Source organism: Sporocytophaga myxococcoides DSM 11118 (assembly GCF_000426725.1).
Lineage (GTDB): Bacteria > Bacteroidota > Bacteroidia > Cytophagales > Cytophagaceae > Sporocytophaga > Sporocytophaga myxococcoides.
In genome coordinates, this window is sequence record NZ_AUFX01000013.1 from 118,901 (window position 1) to 142,726 (window position 23,826).

Sequence of the window (23,826 nt, forward strand, 5' to 3'; positions counted from 1 at the left end):
TTTAAATTTGATTTAATTTCTTTTCTTTTAATGTTTTTGATTTCCCAATGTTCCCCCAAAATTCGCTTATAGAATTTTGAATTTTTCCGAAACGGCTAAACTGTGCCCCAAGTATTTCTTCATAGATTTCAGATACCATTTTGCCTACCCGATCCCACGTGAATAATGTATTTACTCTTTTTACAGAGTTGAAGCAAAACCTTTTCATCAACCCCTTATCTGATGAAAGGTCATACAACCTTTTACCCAGTAGTTCAGGATCGTTGGGTGGAACAAGAAATCCTGTTTCGCCATGTTCTACGCTGTATTTGATCCCTCCCACATTAGATCCTATTACAGGTGTCCCGCATGCCATAGACTCCAATGGTGTAATGCCAAATGGTTCATACCACGGCGTAGTTACAAAAACATCTGCAGCGTTATAATAATGTTTTAATACTTCCCTTTTCTTTCTTCCGGTAAAGAAAACATTTGAAAGAACATTCTCATTTCTTGCCAAATCCATAAGTCTTGATATTTCAGGAGTTTTAGAAGGATCAGGATCATCTGATTCCCCTCCGACAATAACCAATCTTACAGGATCATCCTTTAGCTTCAACAACTCTTTCAAACCAAGCACAACATTATCTATGCCTTTCCGTTTTACCAGCCTTCCCAATTGCAGAATTAAAAACTCTGAAGGATTAAAACCCAGCTTTAACTTTGATTGATATTTGTCAATAGGAAAGAATTCTGCTTTATCAAAACCACATGGTACGATACGAACTTTATCAGTATCTGCCATATAATGAATAACCAAGTCTTCCATATCCTGGGGACATTCGGCTATAATAATATCTGCATCCTTAGCTACCTGTTCTTCAATACTGAAGCGCTCATCAGGAAATCCATCATCTTTCCCCTGATACAATCTTCTGATTCTTCCCAATGCATGAAAAGTAATAACAAATGGAATTGAAAGTATATTTTTGATTAATGAGGCAACATATCCGGACATCCAGAAATGAGCGTGTATCAATTCATAGTTGATTTTATTTGAATCAATAAAATGAATCATTCCTGATGCAAATTCATCCATATAGACAAAGATATTCTCCTTAGGAAGAATTACTTTGGGCCCTGCTTTTATATGTACTATTCTAACACCTGGTTCCATCAAAATTACCTGACCTGTATCTGCATTGTCCCACCTTGTAAAAATATCAACTTCGTAGCCATACTGAACAAGTTTTGATGCAAGTCTTGAAACATAAACATTTTGTCCTCCACTATCTACCCCCCCTATTAAAGCAAGAGGAGAAGCGTGCTCACTTATAAATGCTACTTTTCTTTTCATAACTTTAAACCTCGATCTCCTCTCTGTTTTTCAATACTGCATTAAAAGTATCAAGCCAGTCAAGCTTAAATCTCTCTATACTAAATTTAGATAAAGCAATAGACTTTGCTCCATCCCCAAGTAATTTGGCTTTCTGAGGATCATTCAACAAAGATTTCATTTTGGCAATAAGGAAATCTACATCCGTATGAATATATCCAGATATATCGTTTACAATAGTTACAGGCATTTCAGTGCTTGCCAATCCAATGATCGGAATCCCAACCATCATTGCTTCACAAACAGAAAGCCCCAGACTGGTATATCTTATTGGATTAAAAAAGAACCGATATTGAGATATGAAAGATGCAACTTCCGTATTTTTAATCTCGCCAAGTCCGCCTACTTCGTGAGATCCCATACCTATGATATCTATCGGAACTTCATTTCTGACCTTATGAAATATGTCAAGCCCCAATCTTCTTCCTCTTTTCACAATGCCGTTTATTACAACTATACCCTTGTCAAGTTCTCCACTGTAACTTACATGAGGAGGTACAAGCACACCATGCTCAATTACCTTAGAAGGTGTTCTGTTATTATCCCACATAAGATTGTTGTAGTGAGTTACATGAACCAGCAGCATCTGAGGATCATCTACGATATGTTTGGTATCCGTAGGTACATCTCTTGGTGGATCATGCTCAAGATATATCTTAGGTAAAGCACGTTGTTCCGGGCTTAAAATTTCGTGCTGATCCTGTAGGTAACTCTTCTTTGATTGAAAAAGAATTATATCAAAGTCCATTTCTTTTACCTTTTCAACAGGAACATTATGAACGTTACTTCCCCAAGGAAACGAATCAGTTTTTCCACCATAACCTTCTTCTCCACCAGGTTTTACAGGAAGATAAAATTCTGCATTTGACTGAGTAAGGTAATACAGATAACTTCCATGAATATGCCATGTAAATATTTTTAAAGGCTTTCCTTTATTTATCGTCATACTTATATATTTTAATCGATCCCACTTCCAACCAAATTGTATTTCTATGACATAAGTATATCTTCTGTTCTTTTTAATACATATCTAAAATTCTTTGCTTGATGAGGCAAAATAATTTGATGAATCTTTTTGTTAAGAGGAGCCCATCTTTTTGGATCTGAGTTAAGAAATATCACAAGACTTTTGGTTCTGGTTGCAGATGCAAGATGTGAAACTCCAGTATCATTAGAGAATAGTAATTTTGCATTTCTGATCAAAGAAGTGAGAACTCCAAGACATGTTTTCTCAACCAAGTCTATAGGCCTGTATTTCATAAGGCCCTTAACTTCCATGGCTATCTTTTTCTCTTCTTTGGTTCCTGTCAGCACTACTTTGTATCCTTTTTTAGAAATCATATCTCCAATGTTTGCAAAATTTTCAGGCTTCCATCTTCTGGTAGTATCTCTTGAACCCGGATGCAGAACTACATAATCCCCAGGATTTAATTTATACTTTTCAACCAGATTATTGAATAAAATATTTTCATCCTCTTTAAGAGGAAATTCCAACATCTTACCATTTGCCTTAATTCCCAGGAACTTCATTAGAGAAAGATGTCTATCTATCTCCGACAACCCTTCAGGATATTCCATATACAATTCATTATTTGGACAATAATCTCCTGACTTAAAATATCCTGCTGTCCTCTTCGCTCCAAACATCTCCACCATCGGATTTACAATTGATCCATTACCTTGCATCTGAATGATCAGATCAAATTCAGATGTAAGGACCTTATCAGCAAATTTTATAAATTCAACAGGTTTATATTCTTGTTCTGGTAACCCGGGGAAACCTGGAAAATTAATAAATCCTGAAAAGTACATTGGATATCTGTCGACAAAAGCTTTAGCCCAAGGCAGGCCGATTAATGTAATTTCTGAATCAGGGAGATATTTCTTTAATGCTCTTACTGCAGGTATTGCACATAACATATCTCCCAACTGCAGTGCTCTGAAAATTGCTATTCTCTTTGGATTCAGTCCCCTCAAATCTCTCATGCTTGTATTCCTCTCTATTGTTTCAATTATTTAATCAGATCATTTGTTATTTCTAAGGAAGAACAAGGGTGTACTAAACAAAAAGAGATAGAATAGAAATATGATATACTGCCTTTGAAGATTTTAAATACTTAAGTATTTATCGTGTTAATGTCATTGCTGCTTTGTAAACTTCTTCCACTGATATAGATTCTATGAATGATTGTTGATGTTGACACTTTTCAGTATGAGGTTCAAAGGGATAAGGATCAACAGGAGCTATGCCACAAACAGAACACTTAATATCCCACCCTATAACAGGTCTATGTTTCTCTCTTGTAAGTGGTGCCCAGTTGATAAGGTTCGGAGCCCAGTACAATCCTACCGTTTTTGCTTGTGCAGCTATAGCTACATGAAGGGCTCCTGTATCTATAGAAATAACAAGAGAAGATATATTATATAAAGCAGCAAGCCCTCCTATTGAAAACTTGCCAGAAGAATTATAAATATCAATACCAGACATATTAACAATCTCGTCATTGTATTTCTTATCTTCTTCGGAGCCTGTCAGTATTACGATGAAACCAGAATTAACAAGAAGTTTGCTCAGATCAGAGAACTTCTCTTTTGTCCACATTCTTCGTATATCTTTCCCACATGTGTGAATAGCAATAAACCTGTTTTTGATATTATTTGCATTTAAAAAATCTTTAGCCTCTGAATAATCTCTCTGAAACAGATTGATTTTAGGCGGAGATAGATATAACGGAGCACCAGCCAGAGAAGCTACCTCCAGATATCTGATAAGTTCTGATTGATAGTAATGAAAGCTAAGGCTACAATCTGGTTGATCAGAATCCTCACAACTTAAACCAATTGTATATTTTGAATTTAACCTCTTCAAGAATGGAATAGCAGCGTTTCCCTTTCCTTGAAAACTAATAACCAAATCAAAATTTTCCTTTTTGATGGATGTAAAGAATGACTCTACTTCTATAGAATTCTCAGTCATTCCAGGTTCTTCCCTCAAACCGTTCATTACAGGAATGACAATAACACGGTTTATACACGTTCTCTTTAAACCGCCTTCATTTTTCTCTTCCAAAAAAAATTTGTGCCACTCCTTCCCCAATAAAATAATTTCAGCATTGGGAAAGAAATGGCTCAAAGATTGAATCGCAGGAAGTGTAACAATAAAATCTCCAAGAGCATTTGCCCTGAGAATTCCTATCTTTTTCACTTCCTTTTTATCAATACTCCCCGAAGGAAAACCGTACTTCACTATAGTTATTTTTATTTGACTTTTTCTTTAATCAATTTTTCTTTTTGATATAAACCAACAAGTTCCGCTTCTTCAATTATGTGTCTCTTCGCTAATTTAAGAACAGTCTCTTTATTAGACTCAGGAGCAATAGCCAGTACAATATCCAAGGCATATAGTTTAAATACATACCTGTGTATATTTTCCGGAGGACATGGACCTTCATAACCAAATGTATTGCCGTTACATAATCCCTCAATGGAACCAGGAGAAACCATTCCTTCCTCAAAACCATTAGAAGTTGCGGGTATATTAAAAACAAGCCAATGAACCCATGGAATGTTCCCCTCAGTGTCAGCATCTTCTACAGTTAAAACAAGGGTAGATGCATTTGATGGAATATCTATAAATTGCAAAGGTGGACTGATATTTGGGCCTTCACAAGTATACTTCTTTGGAATACTTACTCCATTTTTAAATTCTGAACTTAAAAGTTTCATAACTTCTCCCTTTTATATTAATCTTATAAAAAGAAAACATGGTAATAATGCTTATGTTATTTGTATTCAGTTTAGGCCTGAAGATGTGTTAGATCATTGAATTTTTCAATACAAAAAAAGGGAGAACGATATTTTACCACATATAACCCCATGTTACTATGATCAAAAAGATTCATATTGACAAGATCAAGCTCAAACAGAGTCGCTAAAAGAATCCTCATAATCCTGCCGTGAATACAGATAAGGATATAATCATCAGATAGATTGGACATTAAGCGTTCTACAAATGGTTTGATTCGCGCAGATACTTCAATTGGGCTCTCTCCTTCTGGCATCTTAATATCTATTTTACCTTCTTTCCATTCACGAGTCAATTTATTATAAGTACCGACAGGATCTGAACTAGAAGCTACTCCATCATATATACCATAACTGATTTCAACAAGTTGAGCACATGCTTCATGAGGAATTCCTTGCTTAATAAATAGTTCAACAGACTGAATACTTCTTTTAAGTGTTGAAGTATATAATTTTGTAAATGGAATATCTTTATAGGTTTCATAAAAGCATTTTGACTGCCAAAGCCCTTTGTCATTTAGCGGAAGGTCTACTCCTGAACCTTGCAAAATGTGACAAGCATTATTATCAGTCTCTCCATGCCTTACTATATATATAGTTTTCTCCTTCATGTTGTTACTTTCCCGTAAGTGAATTTGGAGCATCAACCGGCTTGGACTCCGGAGAGCCCTTTTGACGCAGGAATATTGAGAGTATTACAATTGAAAATACAGATATAAATTCACTCTGCCAGTTTTGAAAGGATTCAAACCATAATTGATTATTTGCAAGATATTCCACAAAGGTTTCCACAGGTCTGCCTAACAATTCCTGTTCTTTGTTATATTCGTTATGACTTCCTACTGCGTGCAGAAAAAAAGAAATAAGAAACAAAAAAAGAAATGCAAGTGTCAATGAGTTCTTATACCATTTAAGCCATATTCCTCCCTTTTTAACAGGCCATGGAGCTTCTGAATGAGCAACAGGCATTCGATCTACCTCTTCTTCTTTTGTCAAAGATTTAGATTCTGCTGATCCTTTTTGCTTTAGAAAAACAGTAAGCCATACATATGTTCCCATTTGTAGAAATTCACTTTCCCAATTCTCAAAAGTAGTTTGAATGAAATGACCTGATAAGAGATAAGAACTCAACCCCATTTCTTCCCCACCTAAATCAGCCAGTTCTTCATTATATTCCTTCCAGCCTGTAAGTATCTGACCTGTAATAAAAATTAGAAAAAACAGAAAGAGACAAATGGATAGACCGTTTCTTTTGATAAATGAGGCGTTTTCGTTTTTCATATCTTGGCAAATAAAAATTTAACAAAATTTAAACCTCATTTGTTTTGCTTAAGGAAGAGACACATAAGCCCTTTTCTTTTATAACCTCGTATATGCCCCATAAAATCAGGTGGAAATTTCTGATCCTTTTCATTTTCTCGTATTCAATTAAGGCGACAGCTCAGAAAAACCTAATTGATGTACCCACTTCAGAAATTGTGGAATATAAAAAAACATTCCTTCAAACACAGAGCAGCATCACTAACAGGAATATCTCAACTTCTATAATTGCAACTCTTGGATTAAAGAATAATTGGGAAACGGGATTAATGTTCAATCAACTGACGGTACACACAAGGTCCAATAGCAGAAAACTTAATATTGATAAAGAAGAGCCATCTCAAAATCCTGATGTCTTTTTGCATATACAAAAAATTTTCCGAATAAATGATTGGTATAAAGTGGTATTGGAAGTCGATCAGGAATAAGTATTAATAGTCTTTCTAAGCCATCATTTGTAAATTTTTCATTTTTAAATAACAGGTTTACAATTCCTGATACAAAAAATTTTGTGGTAATTGGGGCTTATTATGGCAATCAGGAATATATAGGACATAACAACAATATCGGAATGCTTCTGGGTTTGCAAAAAGTTCTTATTAAAGACAAATTGACTTTTATTGCAGATTATATTACAGGTCAAAACGCTGTAAGTGTAATTAATTCAGGATTACAAGTTAGTCTGAACGAAAATTGGAAAATAGCTTTAGCAGCAGAATTTCCTGCTCCTCATAGTGATAATCATCATGGCATGATCATCCAGTTTTCCAGACATTAATCTCATATACATTCATATAAACATTAAGGAAAAACAATTTAAAACCAGGATCTGTTTTTTCTAGTAATAATCGTAGATACAATTATGACAAAAAAACTTAAAAACCTGGAAGATCTTTTTGAATATGAACTTAAAGATCTATATAGTGCGGAAAGACAATTGATTCAGGCTTTACCAAAAATGGCCAAAGAAGCCAAGAACCCAACTTTAAAAGAAGCCTTTGAATCTCATCTTGAGGAAACTAAAGGACAAAAAGAAAGACTTGACAGGGTTTTCGCACTTCTAAATATAAAACATGGCAATACTAAATGCCTTGCAATGGAAGGTCTCATTGAAGAAGGAAAAGACTTGATTGACGAAGATGCCACTCCTGAAGTGAAAGACGCAGGCCTTATTGCTGCTGCTCAGAAAATAGAACATTACGAAATTTCCGGATATGGAACTGTAGTCCATTATGCTGAAAAACTTGGGCATAAAGAAATACATCAATTGCTTTCTGAAACATTGAATGAAGAAAAGAAAGCTGACACAAAGCTTAATGATTTAGCGAAGAAATCAGTCAATCAAAAAGCAATTGTATAATATACAATAATGCTAACATCCTAAAAAATGACCTTGAAATAAAACTCAAGGTCATTTTTTTGCCTTAACGTCAGATTAAAACAAGGCCAATTATGTTCCATATTAAAGTGGTACTATATAAACTTCGATTGTTATGTCAAATACAAATAGAAAACTGGGATTGGCAATGGTTGGACTGGGAAAATATAGTACCGGTCAGTTAATGCCTGCAATAGTTCAAAGCGAATCATTCAGATTGAGAGGTATTGTTACAGGCTCTGAAGAAAAAGCTCAGGAGTACTCCACCAAATATGACATACCAGAAAAAAACATATATAATTACGAAAATTTCGATTCAATAAAGGACAACCCAGATATTGATATTGTGTACATAGCATTGCCAAATTCAATGCATGAAGAATATGTGATAAGGGCAGCTTTAGCGGGCAAACATGTGATAACAGAAAAGCCTATGGCCACATCTGTAAAGCAATGTGAAAGAATGATCAATACATGTAAAAATGCTAATGTTCAATTATTTGTCGGATACAGGCTTCATTTTGAGCCTCACCACCTGGAAGCTATGAAGGTAGGACAAACCGAAGCAAAGGGCAAACTAAAGAAAATAATAGGAAGCTTTGGATTTAAGATAGAAGACAATGGTCAATGGAGGCTTCAAAAGGACCTTGCCGGAGGAGGCTCTCTGTTAGATGTAGGAATATATGTAATACAAGCTGCAAGGTATGTAGTTGGAAAAAATCCTATTGCAATCAAAAATGTAAAAATTGAGAATACCATTTTTGACCGACCAAGTGAAGTAGATGGTGATGTCACTTGGGAAATGGAGTTTCCTGATAATGTTATTGCTTTTTGCAGTTCAAGCTATACAAAAGAATCTGACAAATTATTTATAGAAGCAGAGAAAGGTTGGATTGAAATAAGTCCAGCTTATTACTATTATGGTTTGAAAGGCGCAACAGAACAAGGCACTCTCAAGATGGAAAGGATCAATCAGCAGAAAGCCCAGATGGAAGGAATTGCTGATACAATTATTAACGGCATTCATAACAGAGCTTCAGGGATAGAAGGGCTCATCGATGTTCAGATAATTGAAGCCATTTACAAATCAGCTAAAACAGGAGAAAAAGTAACACTGGAATATAATATTAAGGAATATATCCATGCCCGTTAGCTGTCTGTATAAATGCCAGATAAAAAAGGAAACACTTAGTCTCCTTTTTTATCTTATATTATGTCATATTAGATATCCCTTCTTGTTAAAGAAGTCTAATCAACTTTTTTATATACCTGACTTCTTTATGTTATTAATTGCATCAGAATCAGCGATACTCTTCATAAAGATATCAGCCAAATCTTTGTTCCAAAATAGACCGAGAATTGTCTGATCTTCACATTGAAGATATACACCATAGCTATCAATTTCTTCGCCTTCCACATCGGAACTTATGTCATCTACAGCTTTGTCAACAAAGAGTTCTCCTTTTTTACGTTCTACTCGATATTCAGAAACTTCACCAGTTCCTTTTTGAACTTCCTTTTTTTGATTCCATAGCTTAGTTATTTCATAATACTCATACTCAGCAATATAACAAACTTGATTTTGGAAAGAGTTCTTCTATATAAATCAACAGTTTATATTTTAAGATATTCCGGTGCATTAATTCTTCTATCAGGAATTGTAGTTTCAAGTTCCTGATGATAAACACCACTGGGAAAAACTCCGCAACCTCCATGCTTCTTCATCACCCTTAACTGAGCAAGTACATCTTCTCCACAATGATGAACAGGTAAATCTTTCCAGAAAGAAAACCCTCCTACGTCCCTCAATTTTCTTGTATCATACATTACACAACCTCCTACCCAGGCTATTTTATATGGTTTGGGAGATTCGGAATGAAACTTTTCATGTCTTTGAACATGCAATATATTTGCGGCATTATGCAATTGATATCTTAGCCATTCCTTTGTTCCTGGCTCAATAGTTTCGGGACTAACCTTTTCCTCCCATAATTCCATTGCTTGTTCATATGGTCTCTCATCATTCAGATATGAGAGTCCTATCACTGCATTTCCGGTAAAACCACATTGTTCTTTAATCAACACATCTTTTAAATTCTTTATGACATATGACTCTAATATAAGGTCATCGTCCAGATAGAGACAATATTCATTATTGGCATGATCAAGCAAAAATTGTCTTTGATGTGCAAGACCTCTCGTAGGTAAATTTTTAAGGATGGTTACAGAAGTTCCACGAGAACGATGTAAATTTATTACTGCCTGAAGTGATGTACTTTCCTCATTACAATTATCCTTAGATTGGTCTGAAATAATAATTTCGTATTCTTGTTCTGTTTGAAAAAAAAGGCTGGTCAAAAGTACTGCAAGTGCATCAGGTCTATGATATGTAGGGATCAGGATAGTAATCAGGTTCATGTATTTTAAAATTGTACCACTGCTCTAACCATGAGTACTATCAAAGGTTTTTTAGTATAAGAAATTGAAGAAATAATGTCTTATCTGAATGAAATCTACCAGCCCCCCGCTCGATCCAAAGGTCTCATAGTACCGTTAATACCATCTCTCGCCGGAATAACTGAAAAGTTCTCTTAATATTCCATTCTGAAAGTCCTTTGATAAGGTAACCGGTTACATTTTGCTGAGGATGTAGTTAAGGAAATTTGTTAACCTAATGATCAAGAGGATTGTTTACAGAAACTTTTTCCGGATAAGAGCCTGTTTTAATTTAGGATGGAAGTTTAAAATGATAATAGTATGATAGATCCTGATAAAAAAGTAGAAAAAGATAAGGCTAAGAATGCGAACCTTTATCAAAGCTCTCAGCATCCCCAGCACTTTGAAAATGAGGGAGGAGAATATATTGAAGCTGACCCTAATGAAAGGAAAAAAGATGAACCTACTAAAGGCGACGACAAAAAGTAAAGCCTATTTTAATAAAAAGAAAAGTGTATTAAAAAGAAGGCTAAGAGTAATTGTCTGAACATTATGGATACAGGTTTTATTAAAAAAGTATATTCTTATTTCAAGGATGAGGTGCCCAAAGTTGTAGTAATCACAGGAGCATCTGCAGGTCTGGGAAGAAGTATTGTGAGAGAATATGCAAAATTAGGTTGTTCCATAGCACTTCTGGCCAGAGGAGAAGACGGACTATTAGGAGCAAAGGAAGAAGTCGAGAACCTGGGGGGACAAGCTTTGATAAAACAAGTAGATGTTGCTGATGCTGCTAAAGTCGAAGAAGTCGCTGAGGAAATTGAGAATCAGCTAGGCCCTATAGATGTTTGGATAAATAATGCTATGGTCAGTGTTTTTTCACCAATAAGCGAAATGTTGCCTGAAGAATACAAGCGTGTTACAGAGGTAACATATCTTGGTCAGGTATATGGGACATTGGCTGCATTAAAACGCATGCGCAAAAGGAATAAAGGTTCAATTATTTTTGTAGGTTCCGCACTAGCTTACAGAGGTATACCACTACAATCCGCATACTGTGCTGCAAAGCACGCCATTGAAGGATTTTATGATGCTCTTAGGGCCGAATTGATCCATGATAAGAGCAAAATTAAGACATGCATGGTACAATTGCCTGCCATGAATACCACACAATTCGAACTGGTAAAAAGCCGTCTTCCCCATAAAGCCAAGCCAATGGGAAAGATATACCAGCCTGAGGTAGCTGCGAGAGCCATTGTATATGCTGCGAAGCATAACAGAAGAGAAATATATGTTGGCTATCCTACTGTTTATTCGATATTGGGAAACAAGATTGCCCCTTGGCTTGGAGATTATGTTCTTGCTAAAGAAGGTTATACAGGACAACAAACAGATATCAAAGAAAACCCTGAAAGATTAAATAATTTATATACTCCTGTCCCAGGCGATCATGGATCACACGGTTCTTTTGACAATGAGGCTGCATCTAAAAGCACAGAAGTCTGGCTTAGCATGAATAAAAGTAAAGTTTTTATAGGATTAGGAGTTATTACTACCATTGCCTGGATACTAAAATTGAAAATGAGCCGCACTCCTAAGTTAAAACAGCCTGTCCTGAACAATTTTGCAGTGTAGAAGTTTGTATGATGCACTTCAAGATTTTTTTATATGAATAACGACCATATTCTGGCAGAACCTCTTGTCTTAAATAACAGGACACAAAATGATGTCAAAGAAGATATTTTAGCTCCACTTACTAATAAAGCTCTAATCAACTGGCAGATAGCGTTCGCAATATCTGTTTTGATGATCCTGACCGGAGGTTATTGTCTTGCTATGACATGGTGGGATGGCGTGGGGATGTGGGGAGAAGACAAGACCATTAATTGGGCCTGGGATATTACAAATTTTGTCTGGTGGATAGGAATCGGTCATGCCGGCACTTTAATATCTGCCATACTCCTATTGTTTCGGGCTAAATGGAGAAACTCCATCAACAGAGCTGCTGAAGCAATGACCATCTGTGCTGTACTGTGCTCAGCTCTATTTATTGCCGCTCACCTCGGAAGACCATGGCTTTTGTACTATATAATACCTTATCCGAACAGACAGGAAATCTGGGTAAACTTTAATTCTCCACTTGTCTGGGATGCATTTGCAGTAACAACGTATCTAACTGTTTCTGTTGTTTATTGGTATTTTGGACTGATACCTGATCTTGCCTTACTTGCAAACAGAAGCAAGGGTATTGTTAAAAAGGTATATGATTTACTGAGCTTTGGCTGGAACAACAATATAGAGCTTTGGAGACGCTATGAGCCAATGATGCTTGTATTGGCAGGAATGGCAACGGCATTGGTTGTTTCAGTACATTCCGTTGTTTCAATGGACTTCTCCACAGGCATTGTTCCAGGATGGCATTCAACTATATTTCCACCTTATTTTGTTGCAGGAGCAATCCATTCAGGTTTTGCAATGGTACTCACTTTAATGATTCTAGTCAGGAAATTAATGAAACTGGAAAGTTACATTACAATATTGCATATAGAGAACATGAATAAAATAGTCCTCTTTATGGCAGGGCTAGTAGGGATTGCTTATTTGACAGAAGTTTTTACTGCCTTTTATTCAGGTAATGGCTTTGAGATCTATCAAATGCTATATAAGTTAATGGGTAATTATGCTAAGTATTATTTTATGATCAACTTGTTTAATTTTATACTCCCCCAATTATTATGGAAAAAAAGTTTAAGACGAAATATCTTATTTAGTTTTATTCTTTCCATTATTGTAAATGTTGGTATGTGGATGGAAAGATATGTGATAATCGTGGTCTCGCTATCAAGAGATTTTCTACCTTCTTCCTGGTCTGTATTCACACCTACAATTTACGATATCGGCGTCTTTATTTTCTCTCTCGGACTATTCTTTTTTATGTTCCTTTTATTTATCAGATACCTCCCTGTAATAAATATTTCGGAAGTGAGGGCCATGGTTTAACTTTTAAAATCATAATATAATCAAAGAATAAAATCTTTAACATATATCCGATAACCTGAAACTGATTTAGTTTATGAGTGATAAAGACAAAGACTTAAAGGGCAACGATGATAAGTTAAGCTTATACAGCTCTTTGTTCTTTAAGATAATGTTTAACAATGCAAAGGCTACATCTATAGTAATAATGGACACTGAAGGTGTTATTATAGATGTTAATGAGGCTTTTATCAGAACTTTTGGATATTCGAAAGAAGATTTAATTGATAAAAATTTTTCAATTCTCTTTATAGAAAAAGATAGAAATAATGCTGTCCCTCAGAAAGAATTATCAAGAACAATCAGAACAGGTTCTTCTCTTGACAATAATTATATCTTGCACAAGAATGGCTCTCAATTGTGGGTACATGGAGAAAACATCTATACAAAGGATGATAAGAACAGAACTTTTCTTATAAAACTTATACAGGATATTACTGAGCAAAAGGTATTGGAACATGAATTACAACAGAGAAACAGTGATTTAAAAAAGATAATAAATGATCGGAATAATTTTGTTTATACTGTTTCACATGATTTGATCACACCTATTAACAGTATAGAAGGATTAATCAAATACCTTGAATCTGTCATTAGTGATTCATCTGAATCAAAGTTTTTCATAGGAAAGATATACCATTTAATTGCGAGCTTCCGGAATAAAATCCGGGAACTGTCTTCCATTGCCCGAGAACAGGAGACTGAAAAGATACAAGTTGATGATATTAATATAGATGAGCTTTATGAAGAGGTATTAACAGATTTTAAAGATGATATAGAAAAAATTAAAATTGAATTTATAAAAAACTTTAACGATGCCCCAATCATAAGATTTTCAAAAAAGAATTTAAGAAGCATTTTAACCAACCTTTTATCTAATGCCATAAAATATAGATCACCTGACAAAAATTCTGCTGTTCATATTACTACAAAGAAAATGGAGGGTGCATATATTTTACTAAAGATAAGAGATAATGGTATAGGTATACCTAAAGAAGTCCAGGAGCACATATTTCAAATGTACAAACGAGGTCATCATCATGTGGAAGGATCAGGAATGGGAATGGCTATAATTAAAAGAATAGTAGAAAATGAAGGAGGAAAAGTAGAACTGGAAAGCACGCCTGGAGAAGGAACAACAGTCAAAGTGTATTTTCCGATTTGAAAAAGCTTTAATTTTTATACTTTATGCTTTATACTTTGATGTAAATTTTAAATATACTTCCCTTTCCTACTTCACTATCAATTTCAATTTTACCTCCATTATTATCAATAATCTTTTTTACAATATTCATACCCACTCCGGAACCCTCAATCTCTGGATTTAGTCTTTGGTATAACGCTCCAACTTTTTCCTTGTCTTCTTCTTTTATACCTAAACCATTATCCTTTACCTTTAATATAATATAGTTATTTATTTTCTCCGTACTTACAAATATTTCTGGCACTCTGTCTGTAGCTTTAAATTTTATTGCATTAGATAAAAGGTTATGCATGATGCTCCTTAGATTTTTTCTGGAAAATTTTATGGTGGGAGTCATTGAAAAGTCTGACGAAATAGAAGCTTCAGTTTTTTTAATCTCTTCTTTTAAATTAAACTTTACCTCTTCAAATAATTCTTCAAATTCAACAGGAACAAGTATTCCGCCCTCTTTTTCAATTTTAGCAATGGTCGAAAGGTCATTAATAGTACCCTTAAATTTATCGATGGATTCTCTCATCATTTGAACTGTTTCATAAGTTTCCGGAGGGGATCCAGCGTTATTCTCCATTACCGAAATTAAGCCTTCAATATTATTTATAGGTGCCTTCAAATCGTGAGAAGCAGTATAAACAAAAGTATCAAGATCCTTATTCACTTTATTTAACTGCTCATTTTTATCACTGAGATTTTCTTTCATTTTCTTTTCCTCAGTAACATCCTGAAAAACAATAAGGATCTTTTGCATTTTCTTCCCTTCCTCAATTATTTGTTGGGCGTTTAATTGAAAAAATTTTTGCCCATCAGGAAGAGTAAACTCTATTTCATAACCTTTAATTAAGGAACTTTCCGGAAGGATTTTTTCCAATAAATCCCTGAATTTATCAATATTTGAAGTAAAATATTCAATTTCAAAAAAAGACTTTTTATTGATCTCCTCTTGATTAGGATTGAAGAACTTATGAAATGAATTATTTGCCATTAGAATCTCCAGATTACTATCCAGAACGACTAAAGGGTTATCGATGGTTTCAAGGACACTTTCAGAAAACTTTTTTGAATGTTGAAGCGAATCTTCAAGCTGTTTCTGTTTATTGATGTCATAAATATATTTTATAAAATAAATCTCACCTCCATCATCGACAATTATGCTTTCACCCTGGCACCATATAAGACTTCCATCTTTATGAATAATATAATTATTATCTAAGCCAGAACCTTTTTCTTTTGCTGCCTCCAGTTCTTTCCAAGGTTTATTTGCCTTCAGATCTTCTTCCGAAAAGAGAATAGAAAAATTTTTACCAATAAGATCATCCGCACTATATCCCAATTGTTCCTCTATCCCATGGCTCATTTCCATAACTATACCATCTTTATCAAGAAGAAGTATACAAGCCAATCTTGAATTCTCAAGCATTGAATCCAGAAATGTAGATTTGTTTATGCGGATATTATTTGCGCTATGAGCTTTTGCCATATTTAAACGATCAGATATCTTATAATCAACACTTTTTATACAAATTATGCCTATTGATAACTACTGATAAGATATTCTGTTAAGAAACTCAGCATCTTTATAACAGAAGTGCACAATTTCTAAATAAATCCTCCTACCTTATGGCTTGATGCTTCACAAAGACATTTTCTCCTATCCGCCCTCTTTGATTAAAAAAATAAAAAATGCAAATTTATGTTCCAAACTACCTCTAACCCGTAATTTCTACAATCTGCAACAACAGGCAACTAACTGTAAAACAAACAACTAACCTGCCAAATGAAATTACAATTCATACAACCAAGACAAGAGCTAAAGCCCTATATTACAAAGATTTGGTTGTTTGAAAACAACAGCGGATTTATAAATCACGGGACATTGATTGCTCCAAATGCCAGAGCGAAAATTATTATCCCATACAAAAGTGAACTAACAACAACTGACAACAAAAAGACAGGCATTTGCAATGAAGGTGATATCTATTTTATCGGAATAAGAGATGTGCCGGTTACACTTGGAACTCCAAAGGGAGCAACTGGTTCAATCGGTATTGAATTGACTACGGACGGTGCCTACAAATTTATAAATGTCCCGATGTATCAACTTACCAACAATCTATTTTCCTTTTCAGATTTGTATGGAAAAGACTCAAAAGAGTTGTACCCAAAAATCACAGACGAAGATGACCCAAAATTAAAGGTCAATATCATTCAGGAATTCCTTATTAAGCAACTCTCTAAGGACACAAAAAACAATCTGTTAGTAAACTACTCAGTCGGTTTAATTTCGTCCCTGCATGGATTAACAACCATAAATGAGCTGGAGAAAAAGACAGGTTATTCAAAACGCTATCTGGATTTACTTTTTAAAAATTACCTGGGTATTTCGCCGAAAACACTAGCGACAATCTATCGTTTTCAACATTTCTACAAACATTTTTCAACGAATGAAATTAATTCCGATGACTTATATTACGATCAGTCACATCTTATAAAGGAGTTCAGACGCTATACGGGCTATTCCCCAAAACAATTTTCAAAATTCAACAATGATTTTGGGAAGCATTTTTAGGCTATTTCCCTTTTTTACAATTTTGCAGGATATCGTTTGATTTATTTTACCATCGAAAAATTTAGTCAAACAATCAGAATAACAATCCATGAGCAAAAAAATCAGTTCAGAAACCAATGCTATCAATTGGTTCGAAATTGCAGTGAAAGATATTTCCAGAGCAAAAAAATTCTATGAATTAATATTAGAAACAGAATTATCAGAAATGGAAATGATGGGTATGAAGATGGCTATGTTCCCATCTGATAGTAGTAATGGGAAAGTTGGAGGTGCATTAGTTCAAAGTGAGATGCACACACCAAGTGCTGCAGGTTCAGTAGTTTATCTTAATGGAAATCCTGATATTCAATTGGTACTAAACCGAATTGAAAAATCTGGAGGAAAAATTACAATGCCTAAAACCTTAATAGACGAACAAACGGGATATATGGCATTCTTCACAGATACTGAAGGAAACAATATCGGATTACATTCAAACAATTAAAAAAATCAAATTAGAATATAATGAAAGCAGTAGTTATCGGAGAATCATCAGGAGCTTCTATGGACGTGATCATGGCTGTTTATCCAAGACATAAAGTAGTTGTTGAAAAATACATCAATAGAGGCGACGTGATTGGTATTGGACCTTTTAGTGACAGGGGAAATATGGCCATTTTCAAAACGCGGGCAGCAGCAGAAGAGTTTGTAAAAGAAGACCCATTTATTCTTGAAGGACTTGTTAAATCTTTTGTCATCCGAAATTGGGATGACACTTTGCTTCCTTCTTAAGGGGTAAACATTGATCTAATCCTTGATGTCATTATTAGAATTTATACTCTATAAATAAAGAGAGACGCCATGCTGGCGTCTCTACAAATTCAATTTTAATTTTTAAAAGTCTTACAACTTATAACTTCATACTTAAAACTTTTTCCTATTGTCTTATCATTTTCTTTACAAGGAATGCATCTTCTTTGTTAAGCAAGTTGACATAGTATAAACCAGGCTTCAATGAGCTGGTGTTAATCATTATAGAATTCTCGCCTTTCCCTACTTTCAATTTCTCTTCAGAGATCATGATACCATTGTTATCATATACCCTCAAAGAACCATTAAAAGCAATATCAGCATTAAAGGTAAGTGTGGTTTGATCAGTTGCAGGATTTGGGCTGATATTTGCAGATTCTTTAATCGAAGTATGCTGATCTGCAATTCCTGTTACACTTTGAGTAGCAGTGAAACTACCCAACATTCCCATAGCTGCGTGAGGGGTGCACTCATAAGAATATTCTCCTTCAGTTTTAACAATGTAATCAAACTCATCGCCGCTTTTTGCAATGACAGCATCCCATGATTGTGCTGCCGCTGGAATACTTGTTGATGTAGTTGTATGAAATCCGCTTACCCATTTAAACCTAATTGTATCTCCAACAATTACATTTAAATTAATTGGTGCAAATTTATTGCCGCTTTGTCCAACTAGTACAACATGAATCGCTGCATTACTTGAAAAAATGACTAATGAAAATAAGAGAGCTGTAAATATTTTTTTCATGGTAAAATAATGTTTATAAGGTTATAGATTAAATACATCCTATGTAAAAGAAATATTTTAAAATTAATATTTTCCATGCTAATGATCCCAGAATCATTGACAATATAATTATATACATTTCTGTTAGCATCAATTAAAAGATAAATTTTCTTTATTCATGTCACCTACACTTAAATCAAGATAAAGTAACCCTCAAAATTAAAATATGTTTAAACATAAAACACATCTATTCCATCTTAAGCAGCCAGACTCACCGGATGAAAGCTTTCTAATTCATAATGTATCGCGCAAATGGTGGAGGTTTGAACTTTGAGGTCTTTGATAATATATTTTAAATAAATATTTTATCAGAGAGAAAATATATGGGCTAGGATCTTATACACAAAGTTTAGTGTAAGTGGATGGTTAAGTCAGTTCAATTCCAAAATAATTATTGAGATATGTAAATTATTCCTCAGACTCATATGAATTCTCAATAATCATTTTTTGAGCATTCAGTATTCCCTCATATTTACTAAAATATTCATCTTTATTTTGCTCATAAAACTTGGGATCTTTGCTATAATCATAAGACATTCGATCCCTCAGTCTTCTCAATTCAAATAAGAAAACGTCATAGCTTTTAGCTTTATCCTTTAGATCAAATAATCCTTCTATAGATGCCGTAAATGCTATGAATGCACTTATAAACAGTATTAAATTCGAAGAAGCCACTTCCAATTCCTCAGGCTTCTTCCAGCCTACAATAATTGTAATTGAAGCACTTCCGAAAAATGTCAAAACTCTGGAAAACTTATAGAAAGCTGCATATCTTCTTTTTTTGTTTCTGGTTTTATCAATCCACAATTGTACACTTTTATAGGTCCGGTCATTATTTAGCTCATTTGCTTTCATTTGTTTGAGTAGTTAATTTCCTTCGTTGAAATTGCTTCGGATTGGTTAAACTTACTTTTGCCGAATTCAATTAATTAGTACTCAATTATCTACAAAGAAGAATGTTTAGAACTTATGACTTAGAACTTTTTATACATTAAAAATTCTTCATTTCAATTGGTCTCAATGAGAAGCATTTCCGTCCCCTCCAGAAACTTCCCCACTTACCCAACTATAAGCCCGAACGCTAAAAACGGAGATTTTAAATCAGAGAAAATTGGATTATATTCATACCTTTTTAAGGTGTTGATAAAGGAGTTATGAGAGAAAAGGAAATAAAGTATTTTCTTTTTGATAAGAATCAGGAAATGGTAAATGCCTGGAAAGGATTCTTCGGAGAACAGTCTGATGTTGAAATTATCCTTGGTGATTTTAATTCGATCAAATGTGATACTATTGTGAGTCCCGCAAATTCATTCGGATTTATGGATGGAGGCATAGACTATGCTATTTCAGACAGACTGGGATGGGGACTACAAATCAAACTACAGCAAATAATTAAAGACCTTCCGGAAGGAGAATTATTAGTTGGGCAAGCATTGATATTGGACACTGAAGACAAAGACATTCCTTATTTAATATCAGCACCAACTATGAGGATACCTACAAACTTTAACATTGCGACATCTATAAATGCCTATTTAGCTATAAAAGCAACTTTAATAAAAGTTAAATCACATCACAAGATGAATAGGATCGCCATTCCCGGCTTTTGCACAGGAACTGGACGGATGAATAAATTGATAGCAGCCAAACAAATGTTTATGGCTTATAAGGAAATTGTATCGGGAGAAAGAATGGATTTCAAAGAATTTGGAGAAGCGCAAAAATATCATTTCGGATTAAATCCTGAAGGAATGATATGGATACATTGAAAGTGCTATATGCTCAACTATCGGACTTGAAATCTACCGAAAACTAAAATGTACCAACATATTTTTGAAAAGGTGAACTACGAAGAATTAAGTAAGGACAACAAAATAAAATCAATTGTACGACACCTTTCCGACAAGTTTGGAGGACAAAATTTTAAGATCAAAGACTATTGGGACGGGGATCTGTGCGCAATTGGAATGACAGACAATGAAGAAAAATATTTGATTTATGTTTCAGTTTTCGGTGATAATGACTTTTATGTGTCCCTTGAAAATTTAAGATCCGAGGATGATTCTGATTCACCTTATGAACCTGCTGGTGATTTTAATGACGTGACGTGAATCTAGAGTACCTTGAAAAAATCTTCGTTAGACATTTACGACTCTAAAACCAATCCTCACAGACTAACGTCTACTCCATGAAAACCTGCATTCTCTCCTTCTTTATTTTATTGACTGTTCAAAAAAAGCCTTCAACTATAATAATTGAAGGCTTTATTATCCAATTCAAACTCCAATGAATTACTGCAATTCTTCTATCTGTTCATTTTCATTCACGTCTTCAAGATAGTTGACGTTGGAAAAATTAAATCCGAATAGATTTAAAAAGTCTGATTTATAACCTTGTAAGTCACCAATTGATGGCAGAGTTTCGCTAGTAGCCTGCTCCCATAATTCAGCCACTTTATCCTGAACATCAGCTCTCATTTCCCAATCGTCTATTCTGATTCTCCCTTTATCATCAGTAGGTATTTCCAGTCCAGTATACAAACGTTCTCTGAACAAACGATCTATCTGCTCAATACATCCTTCATGGATCCCTTTTTCCTTCATTGTTTTGTACAGAAGCGAGATGTATAGAGGAATTACAGGAATAGCAGAACTCGCCTGAGTTACCAATGCTTTGTTCACAGAAACATATGCCTTTCCGTTTATCTTTTTTAACGTATCGGTTATTTTAAAAGCTGTCTGCTCAAGATGATCTTTGGCTTTTCCAATTGTTCCTTTGCGGTAAACCGGCTCGGTAAGTGCAGGTCCTATGTATGAGTATGCTACAGTTGTTGCATTGTCAGACAGTGCTCCCGCATTTAAAAGGGCATCCATCCACATTTGCCAGTCCTCGCCACCCATTACAGCTACAGTATTTTCAATATCTTCTTCAGTAGAAGGGTTTATAGAAATGCTGGAAACAACGCCAGTATGAAAGTCTACTGTTTTATTGGTATAATTTTGTCCTATAGGTTTTAGTACTGAGCGATGGGTAATCCCGGTTTTAGGGTTGGTTCTCACCGGAGAGGCCAAGCTGTATATTACAAGGTCGACTTTACCCAGATCCTTTTTTATAAGATCAATGGTTTTATTTTTGATATCATCTGAAAAAGCATCACCATTTATACTTTTTGCATAAAGGCCTGCTTTTTTTGCTTCTTTCTGAAAGGCTGCACTGTTATACCATCCTGGTGAAGCTGTTTTGCCTTCCGCTGGCGCCTTTTCAAAGAAAACTCCAATTGTGGAGGCTCCGGCTCCAAAAGCACTTACAATTCTTGATGCAAGGCCAAAGCCAGTTGAAGCACCTATTACAAGTACTTTTTTAGGCCCCTTAATCTGTCCTTTAGGTTGTGTGTACTGTATTTGATTTAATACGTTTGCCTCGCATCCTTTTGGATGAGCTGTCAAACATATAAACCCTCTCATTCTCGGTTCAATTATCATATCTGATTATAATGTTAAACGTCCTAACTCCGAAATATAAGGAAAATACTTAAAATAAAGACAAACTTCGGTTTAGAATTAGCAGGTATGGGTGTCTAATAGGTTAGTTTGAAATTAAGCTGCACCTTTCAACAAAACCTTAACCACTTGTAAATCTTTAATATACAGTGTAAAATTATATTTAATGAGGTTCTAATAAATAAGACATCACAGCAAACAGAGTCTCTTGCATTTTATTTTCCAGTCAAATTTCCTTCCCGGTCCAACTTAATGATAAGATTAGTAAAGAAATCCGTTTTGCTCGTCGATTGGGTAATCGGAATTAGTAATAGAAGAAAGCAGCAACAGTTTGGGCAATAGCAACAATTTTTTTCTACAAAGATCTTGCTCTCACCCACACTGTTGCTGAATTCTAATGACCGTGCCCTTCCTCCTCCGAATTATTTAATATTGAAAGTAAAGCATACGCCCCTTTAATTACAACATTAGTATCTCCAGTCTCAAAACCTTCCGGTAAATGAACTTCTGTATATCCATTCTGAGATACACCTTTCTTAACTTCTACTGATTTGAAAGAATATTCTTCTGAAACGCCTTTTTTCTCTTTGTCTTCCTCCGCTTTATCATTTTCCTTATGCTGCCTGATTTCTTCATGCTTATCATGACCATCACCTTTAATGAATATAAAGTATTTTCCTCCGGAAGAAATCACAGCTTCATCTGGTAATGCTGTTGTCAGATTATCTGTAATCTCAATAAATGCTTTCAGATAAGTGTTGGGTAAAAGATTCCTGTCTTCTTTATCTAAGTGCGCATGTACCCTTACTGTTCTGTCTTCCCCAATCTTTCTATTTATAAGATAAACAGTAGCTGTTCTCACCTTGTGCTCTTCATTTACCAGTTGAAATTTTATTTTCTGACCTTCTTTCACTTTAAAAATATCCTTTTCAAAAACGGTGAGCTCTGCATGCAAATGGTCAGTATCCACAATCTCACAGATCAGATCTTGCGGATTGACATATTTTCCGATATTTATATTAACAGCGGTAACATAACCACTAATAGGTGAAACAATTGAGACAATGCTTTTGATTGTTCCATTTTCAACCGTAGATGGATTGATACCAAGAATAGACAACTTCTCCAGCAACCCCTCATGCATGGCTTTAAGACTTTGGTATTCCGCGGTTACCTGCTGTAAAGTTTTTTGAGAAGCTACATTGTCCCTTGCCAATTCTTCCTGCCTCTTATATTCCTGTTCGGCGAAGACAAGTTTACTCTTATTATTAAGATAGTCCTGTTGAATCTGTATAAAATCAGGATTTTGTATAGTCACTAAAACTTCTCCCTTCTTAACCTTCATACCTTGCAGCAGATTGGTTGATTTTACAAATCCACCCATCATAGCTGCAACTGTAACAAGGTTCTGAGGAGGCACATCCAATAAGCCATTTACCGGCAAAGTCGAACTGATATTTTTCATTTCAACTTTGCCAAAAACAATACCGGCATTCTTATACTGACTGGCAGTTAGTTCAACATTGTTTTCTTCCTCATGATGCTCTTCATTTTTATTCTCCGTATCTAAGTTACAGCCAGAGATAAAAAACATGTATGTAAATGCAATGATATATATAAACTTGTTCATGACGTAA

At 34.8% G+C, this 23,826-nt stretch carries 27 protein-coding genes; 13 read left to right on the plus strand and 14 right to left on the minus strand.

Annotated elements, in window-relative coordinates:
• Position 1 precedes the first annotated feature (1 nt).
• The 7 genes from K350_RS29220 to K350_RS0116735 all read right to left on the minus strand — a co-directional run bounded on the left by K350_RS29220 (position 2) and on the right by K350_RS0116735 (position 6,460).
• Positions 2–1,336: a glycosyltransferase gene (locus K350_RS29220; RefSeq protein ID WP_051313225.1), complete on the minus strand. Its 1,335-nt coding sequence runs from the start codon at positions 1,334–1,336 to the stop codon at positions 2–4.
• 4 nt (positions 1,337–1,340) lie between these two features.
• Positions 1,341–2,321 carry a glycosyltransferase gene (locus K350_RS0116710; protein WP_028980887.1) on the minus strand — a complete coding sequence of 327 codons (981 nt, stop codon included), beginning with the start codon at positions 2,319–2,321 and terminating at the stop codon, positions 1,341–1,343.
• Positions 2,322–2,365: 44 nt separating this feature from the next.
• Positions 2,366–3,361 (minus strand): glycosyltransferase family 9 protein, encoded by a 996-nt coding sequence (locus tag K350_RS0116715; protein WP_037576093.1) that lies wholly within the window; start codon positions 3,359–3,361, stop codon positions 2,366–2,368.
• 139 nt (positions 3,362–3,500) lie between these two features.
• Complete coding sequence (locus tag K350_RS0116720) at positions 3,501–4,622, minus strand: glycosyltransferase family 9 protein (RefSeq protein ID WP_081671043.1); 1,122 nt, start codon at positions 4,620–4,622, stop codon at positions 3,501–3,503.
• 11 nt (positions 4,623–4,633) lie between these two features.
• Positions 4,634–5,101, minus strand: a complete 468-nt coding sequence (locus K350_RS0116725; RefSeq protein WP_028980890.1) for a YbhB/YbcL family Raf kinase inhibitor-like protein — start codon at positions 5,099–5,101, stop codon at positions 4,634–4,636.
• A 71-nt stretch (positions 5,102–5,172) separates the two neighbouring features.
• Complete coding sequence (locus tag K350_RS0116730; protein WP_028980891.1) at positions 5,173–5,790, minus strand: histidine phosphatase family protein; 618 nt, start codon at positions 5,788–5,790, stop codon at positions 5,173–5,175.
• 4 nt (positions 5,791–5,794) lie between these two features.
• Entirely contained in the window at positions 5,795–6,460 is a 666-nt protein-coding gene (locus K350_RS0116735; RefSeq protein ID WP_028980892.1) for a DUF6766 family protein, read from the minus strand.
• Positions 6,461–6,552: 92 nt separating this feature from the next.
• Here K350_RS0116735 and K350_RS0116740 point away from each other — a divergent pair, with 92 nt between their 5' ends.
• From K350_RS0116740 to K350_RS29225, 4 genes are all read left to right on the plus strand, one after another.
• Positions 6,553–6,927 (plus strand): hypothetical protein, encoded by a 375-nt coding sequence (locus tag K350_RS0116740; RefSeq protein ID WP_028980893.1) that lies wholly within the window; start codon positions 6,553–6,555, stop codon positions 6,925–6,927.
• Between the two features lie 83 nt (positions 6,928–7,010).
• Entirely contained in the window at positions 7,011–7,277 is a 267-nt protein-coding gene (locus K350_RS0116745) for a hypothetical protein (RefSeq protein WP_028980894.1), read from the plus strand.
• Positions 7,278–7,361: 84 nt separating this feature from the next.
• Complete coding sequence (locus K350_RS0116750) at positions 7,362–7,859, plus strand: YciE/YciF ferroxidase family protein (RefSeq protein WP_037576095.1); 498 nt, start codon at positions 7,362–7,364, stop codon at positions 7,857–7,859.
• A gap of 133 nt (positions 7,860–7,992) precedes the next feature.
• Positions 7,993–9,030, plus strand: coding sequence for a Gfo/Idh/MocA family protein (locus K350_RS29225; protein WP_051313226.1), 1,038 nt, complete (start codon positions 7,993–7,995; stop codon positions 9,028–9,030).
• Between the two features lie 108 nt (positions 9,031–9,138).
• Here the strand turns inward: K350_RS29225 and K350_RS32405 are convergent, their stop codons facing one another.
• Both K350_RS32405 and K350_RS0116765 read right to left on the minus strand, forming a co-directional pair.
• Positions 9,139–9,294 (minus strand): hypothetical protein, encoded by a 156-nt coding sequence (locus K350_RS32405; protein WP_156027071.1) that lies wholly within the window; start codon positions 9,292–9,294, stop codon positions 9,139–9,141.
• 197 nt (positions 9,295–9,491) lie between these two features.
• Positions 9,492–10,295: a glycosyltransferase family 2 protein gene (locus K350_RS0116765; protein ID WP_037576098.1), complete on the minus strand. Its 804-nt coding sequence runs from the start codon at positions 10,293–10,295 to the stop codon at positions 9,492–9,494.
• 339 nt (positions 10,296–10,634) lie between these two features.
• On the opposite strand from K350_RS0116765, the gene K350_RS32410 reads away from it, so the two are divergent.
• The 4 genes from K350_RS32410 to K350_RS29235 all read left to right on the plus strand — a co-directional run bounded on the left by K350_RS32410 (position 10,635) and on the right by K350_RS29235 (position 14,511).
• Positions 10,635–10,802, plus strand: a complete 168-nt coding sequence (locus K350_RS32410) for a hypothetical protein (RefSeq protein WP_156027072.1) — start codon at positions 10,635–10,637, stop codon at positions 10,800–10,802.
• A gap of 63 nt (positions 10,803–10,865) precedes the next feature.
• A complete protein-coding gene (locus tag K350_RS29230) occupies positions 10,866–11,945 on the plus strand; it encodes an SDR family oxidoreductase (RefSeq protein WP_051313227.1) in 1,080 nt (359 codons plus the stop codon).
• A 33-nt stretch (positions 11,946–11,978) separates the two neighbouring features.
• Positions 11,979–13,310: an NrfD/PsrC family molybdoenzyme membrane anchor subunit gene (gene nrfD, locus K350_RS0116780; RefSeq protein ID WP_028980897.1), complete on the plus strand. Its 1,332-nt coding sequence runs from the start codon at positions 11,979–11,981 to the stop codon at positions 13,308–13,310.
• 73 nt (positions 13,311–13,383) lie between these two features.
• Entirely contained in the window at positions 13,384–14,511 is a 1,128-nt protein-coding gene (locus K350_RS29235; protein WP_051313228.1) for a PAS domain-containing sensor histidine kinase, read from the plus strand.
• Between the two features lie 28 nt (positions 14,512–14,539).
• Here the strand turns inward: K350_RS29235 and K350_RS31415 are convergent, their stop codons facing one another.
• Positions 14,540–16,024, minus strand: coding sequence for a PAS domain-containing sensor histidine kinase (locus K350_RS31415; protein WP_051313229.1), 1,485 nt, complete (start codon positions 16,022–16,024; stop codon positions 14,540–14,542).
• 297 nt (positions 16,025–16,321) lie between these two features.
• On the opposite strand from K350_RS31415, the gene K350_RS0116795 reads away from it, so the two are divergent.
• From K350_RS0116795 to K350_RS0116805, 3 genes are all read left to right on the plus strand, one after another.
• On the plus strand, positions 16,322–17,113 hold the full coding sequence (locus tag K350_RS0116795) for a helix-turn-helix domain-containing protein (RefSeq protein WP_028980898.1): 792 nt from the start codon (positions 16,322–16,324) through the stop codon (positions 17,111–17,113).
• 88 nt (positions 17,114–17,201) lie between these two features.
• The gene (locus K350_RS0116800; protein WP_037576101.1) at positions 17,202–17,597 is read left to right on the plus strand and encodes a VOC family protein; all 396 of its coding nucleotides are present in this window, start codon (positions 17,202–17,204) and stop codon (positions 17,595–17,597) included.
• 20 nt (positions 17,598–17,617) lie between these two features.
• Positions 17,618–17,884, plus strand: coding sequence for a YciI family protein (locus tag K350_RS0116805; protein ID WP_051313231.1), 267 nt, complete (start codon positions 17,618–17,620; stop codon positions 17,882–17,884).
• Positions 17,885–18,029: 145 nt separating this feature from the next.
• On the opposite strand, the gene K350_RS31420 is transcribed toward K350_RS0116805, so the two are convergent.
• Entirely contained in the window at positions 18,030–18,650 is a 621-nt protein-coding gene (locus K350_RS31420) for a T9SS type A sorting domain-containing protein (protein ID WP_028980901.1), read from the minus strand.
• A gap of 447 nt (positions 18,651–19,097) precedes the next feature.
• Positions 19,098–19,544, minus strand: a complete 447-nt coding sequence (locus K350_RS0116815; RefSeq protein WP_028980902.1) for an SLATT domain-containing protein — start codon at positions 19,542–19,544, stop codon at positions 19,098–19,100.
• Between the two features lie 299 nt (positions 19,545–19,843).
• Here K350_RS0116815 and K350_RS29250 point away from each other — a divergent pair, with 299 nt between their 5' ends.
• Entirely contained in the window at positions 19,844–20,458 is a 615-nt protein-coding gene (locus tag K350_RS29250) for a macro domain-containing protein (protein WP_081671045.1), read from the plus strand.
• Between the two features lie 48 nt (positions 20,459–20,506).
• Complete coding sequence (locus tag K350_RS0116830; protein ID WP_028980903.1) at positions 20,507–20,800, plus strand: hypothetical protein; 294 nt, start codon at positions 20,507–20,509, stop codon at positions 20,798–20,800.
• 180 nt (positions 20,801–20,980) lie between these two features.
• On the opposite strand, the gene fabV is transcribed toward K350_RS0116830, so the two are convergent.
• Positions 20,981–22,171 (minus strand): enoyl-ACP reductase FabV, encoded by a 1,191-nt coding sequence (gene fabV, locus K350_RS0116835; protein WP_028980904.1) that lies wholly within the window; start codon positions 22,169–22,171, stop codon positions 20,981–20,983.
• A gap of 412 nt (positions 22,172–22,583) precedes the next feature.
• A complete protein-coding gene (locus tag K350_RS0116840) occupies positions 22,584–23,819 on the minus strand; it encodes an efflux RND transporter periplasmic adaptor subunit (RefSeq protein ID WP_028980905.1) in 1,236 nt (411 codons plus the stop codon).
• Between the last annotated feature and the right edge of the window lie 7 nt (positions 23,820–23,826).

What these genes read in the sequence shown, in the direction of transcription:
- K350_RS0116800 (WP_037576101.1), top strand. Translation starts at nt 17,202, where the DNA reads ATGAGCAAAAAAATCAGTTCAGAAACCAATGCTATCAATTGGTTCGAA.
- K350_RS0116725 (WP_028980890.1), bottom strand. Translation starts at nt 5,101, where the DNA reads ATGAAACTTTTAAGTTCAGAATTTAAAAATGGAGTAAGTATTCCAAAG.
- K350_RS0116805 (WP_051313231.1), top strand. Translation starts at nt 17,618, where the DNA reads ATGAAAGCAGTAGTTATCGGAGAATCATCAGGAGCTTCTATGGACGTG.
- K350_RS29250 (WP_081671045.1), top strand. Translation starts at nt 19,844, where the DNA reads ATGAGAGAAAAGGAAATAAAGTATTTTCTTTTTGATAAGAATCAGGAA.
- K350_RS29225 (WP_051313226.1), top strand. Translation starts at nt 7,993, where the DNA reads ATGTCAAATACAAATAGAAAACTGGGATTGGCAATGGTTGGACTGGGA.
- K350_RS0116765 (WP_037576098.1), bottom strand. Translation starts at nt 10,295, where the DNA reads ATGAACCTGATTACTATCCTGATCCCTACATATCATAGACCTGATGCA.
- K350_RS0116715 (WP_037576093.1), bottom strand. Translation starts at nt 3,361, where the DNA reads ATGAGAGATTTGAGGGGACTGAATCCAAAGAGAATAGCAATTTTCAGA.
- K350_RS0116815 (WP_028980902.1), bottom strand. Translation starts at nt 19,544, where the DNA reads ATGAAAGCAAATGAGCTAAATAATGACCGGACCTATAAAAGTGTACAA.
- K350_RS0116795 (WP_028980898.1), top strand. Translation starts at nt 16,322, where the DNA reads ATGAAATTACAATTCATACAACCAAGACAAGAGCTAAAGCCCTATATT.
- K350_RS0116740 (WP_028980893.1), top strand. Translation starts at nt 6,553, where the DNA reads ATGCCCCATAAAATCAGGTGGAAATTTCTGATCCTTTTCATTTTCTCG.
- K350_RS31420 (WP_028980901.1), bottom strand. Translation starts at nt 18,650, where the DNA reads ATGAAAAAAATATTTACAGCTCTCTTATTTTCATTAGTCATTTTTTCA.
- nrfD (WP_028980897.1), top strand. Translation starts at nt 11,979, where the DNA reads ATGAATAACGACCATATTCTGGCAGAACCTCTTGTCTTAAATAACAGG.
- fabV (WP_028980904.1), bottom strand. Translation starts at nt 22,171, where the DNA reads ATGATAATTGAACCGAGAATGAGAGGGTTTATATGTTTGACAGCTCAT.
- K350_RS32410 (WP_156027072.1), top strand. Translation starts at nt 10,635, where the DNA reads ATGATAGATCCTGATAAAAAAGTAGAAAAAGATAAGGCTAAGAATGCG.
- K350_RS29220 (WP_051313225.1), bottom strand. Translation starts at nt 1,336, where the DNA reads ATGAAAAGAAAAGTAGCATTTATAAGTGAGCACGCTTCTCCTCTTGCT.
- K350_RS0116840 (WP_028980905.1), bottom strand. Translation starts at nt 23,819, where the DNA reads ATGAACAAGTTTATATATATCATTGCATTTACATACATGTTTTTTATC.
- K350_RS0116710 (WP_028980887.1), bottom strand. Translation starts at nt 2,321, where the DNA reads ATGACGATAAATAAAGGAAAGCCTTTAAAAATATTTACATGGCATATT.
- K350_RS29235 (WP_051313228.1), top strand. Translation starts at nt 13,384, where the DNA reads ATGAGTGATAAAGACAAAGACTTAAAGGGCAACGATGATAAGTTAAGC.
- K350_RS31415 (WP_051313229.1), bottom strand. Translation starts at nt 16,024, where the DNA reads ATGGCAAAAGCTCATAGCGCAAATAATATCCGCATAAACAAATCTACA.
- K350_RS0116750 (WP_037576095.1), top strand. Translation starts at nt 7,362, where the DNA reads ATGACAAAAAAACTTAAAAACCTGGAAGATCTTTTTGAATATGAACTT.
- K350_RS29230 (WP_051313227.1), top strand. Translation starts at nt 10,866, where the DNA reads ATGGATACAGGTTTTATTAAAAAAGTATATTCTTATTTCAAGGATGAG.
- K350_RS0116830 (WP_028980903.1), top strand. Translation starts at nt 20,507, where the DNA reads ATGTACCAACATATTTTTGAAAAGGTGAACTACGAAGAATTAAGTAAG.
- K350_RS0116730 (WP_028980891.1), bottom strand. Translation starts at nt 5,790, where the DNA reads ATGAAGGAGAAAACTATATATATAGTAAGGCATGGAGAGACTGATAAT.
- K350_RS0116735 (WP_028980892.1), bottom strand. Translation starts at nt 6,460, where the DNA reads ATGAAAAACGAAAACGCCTCATTTATCAAAAGAAACGGTCTATCCATT.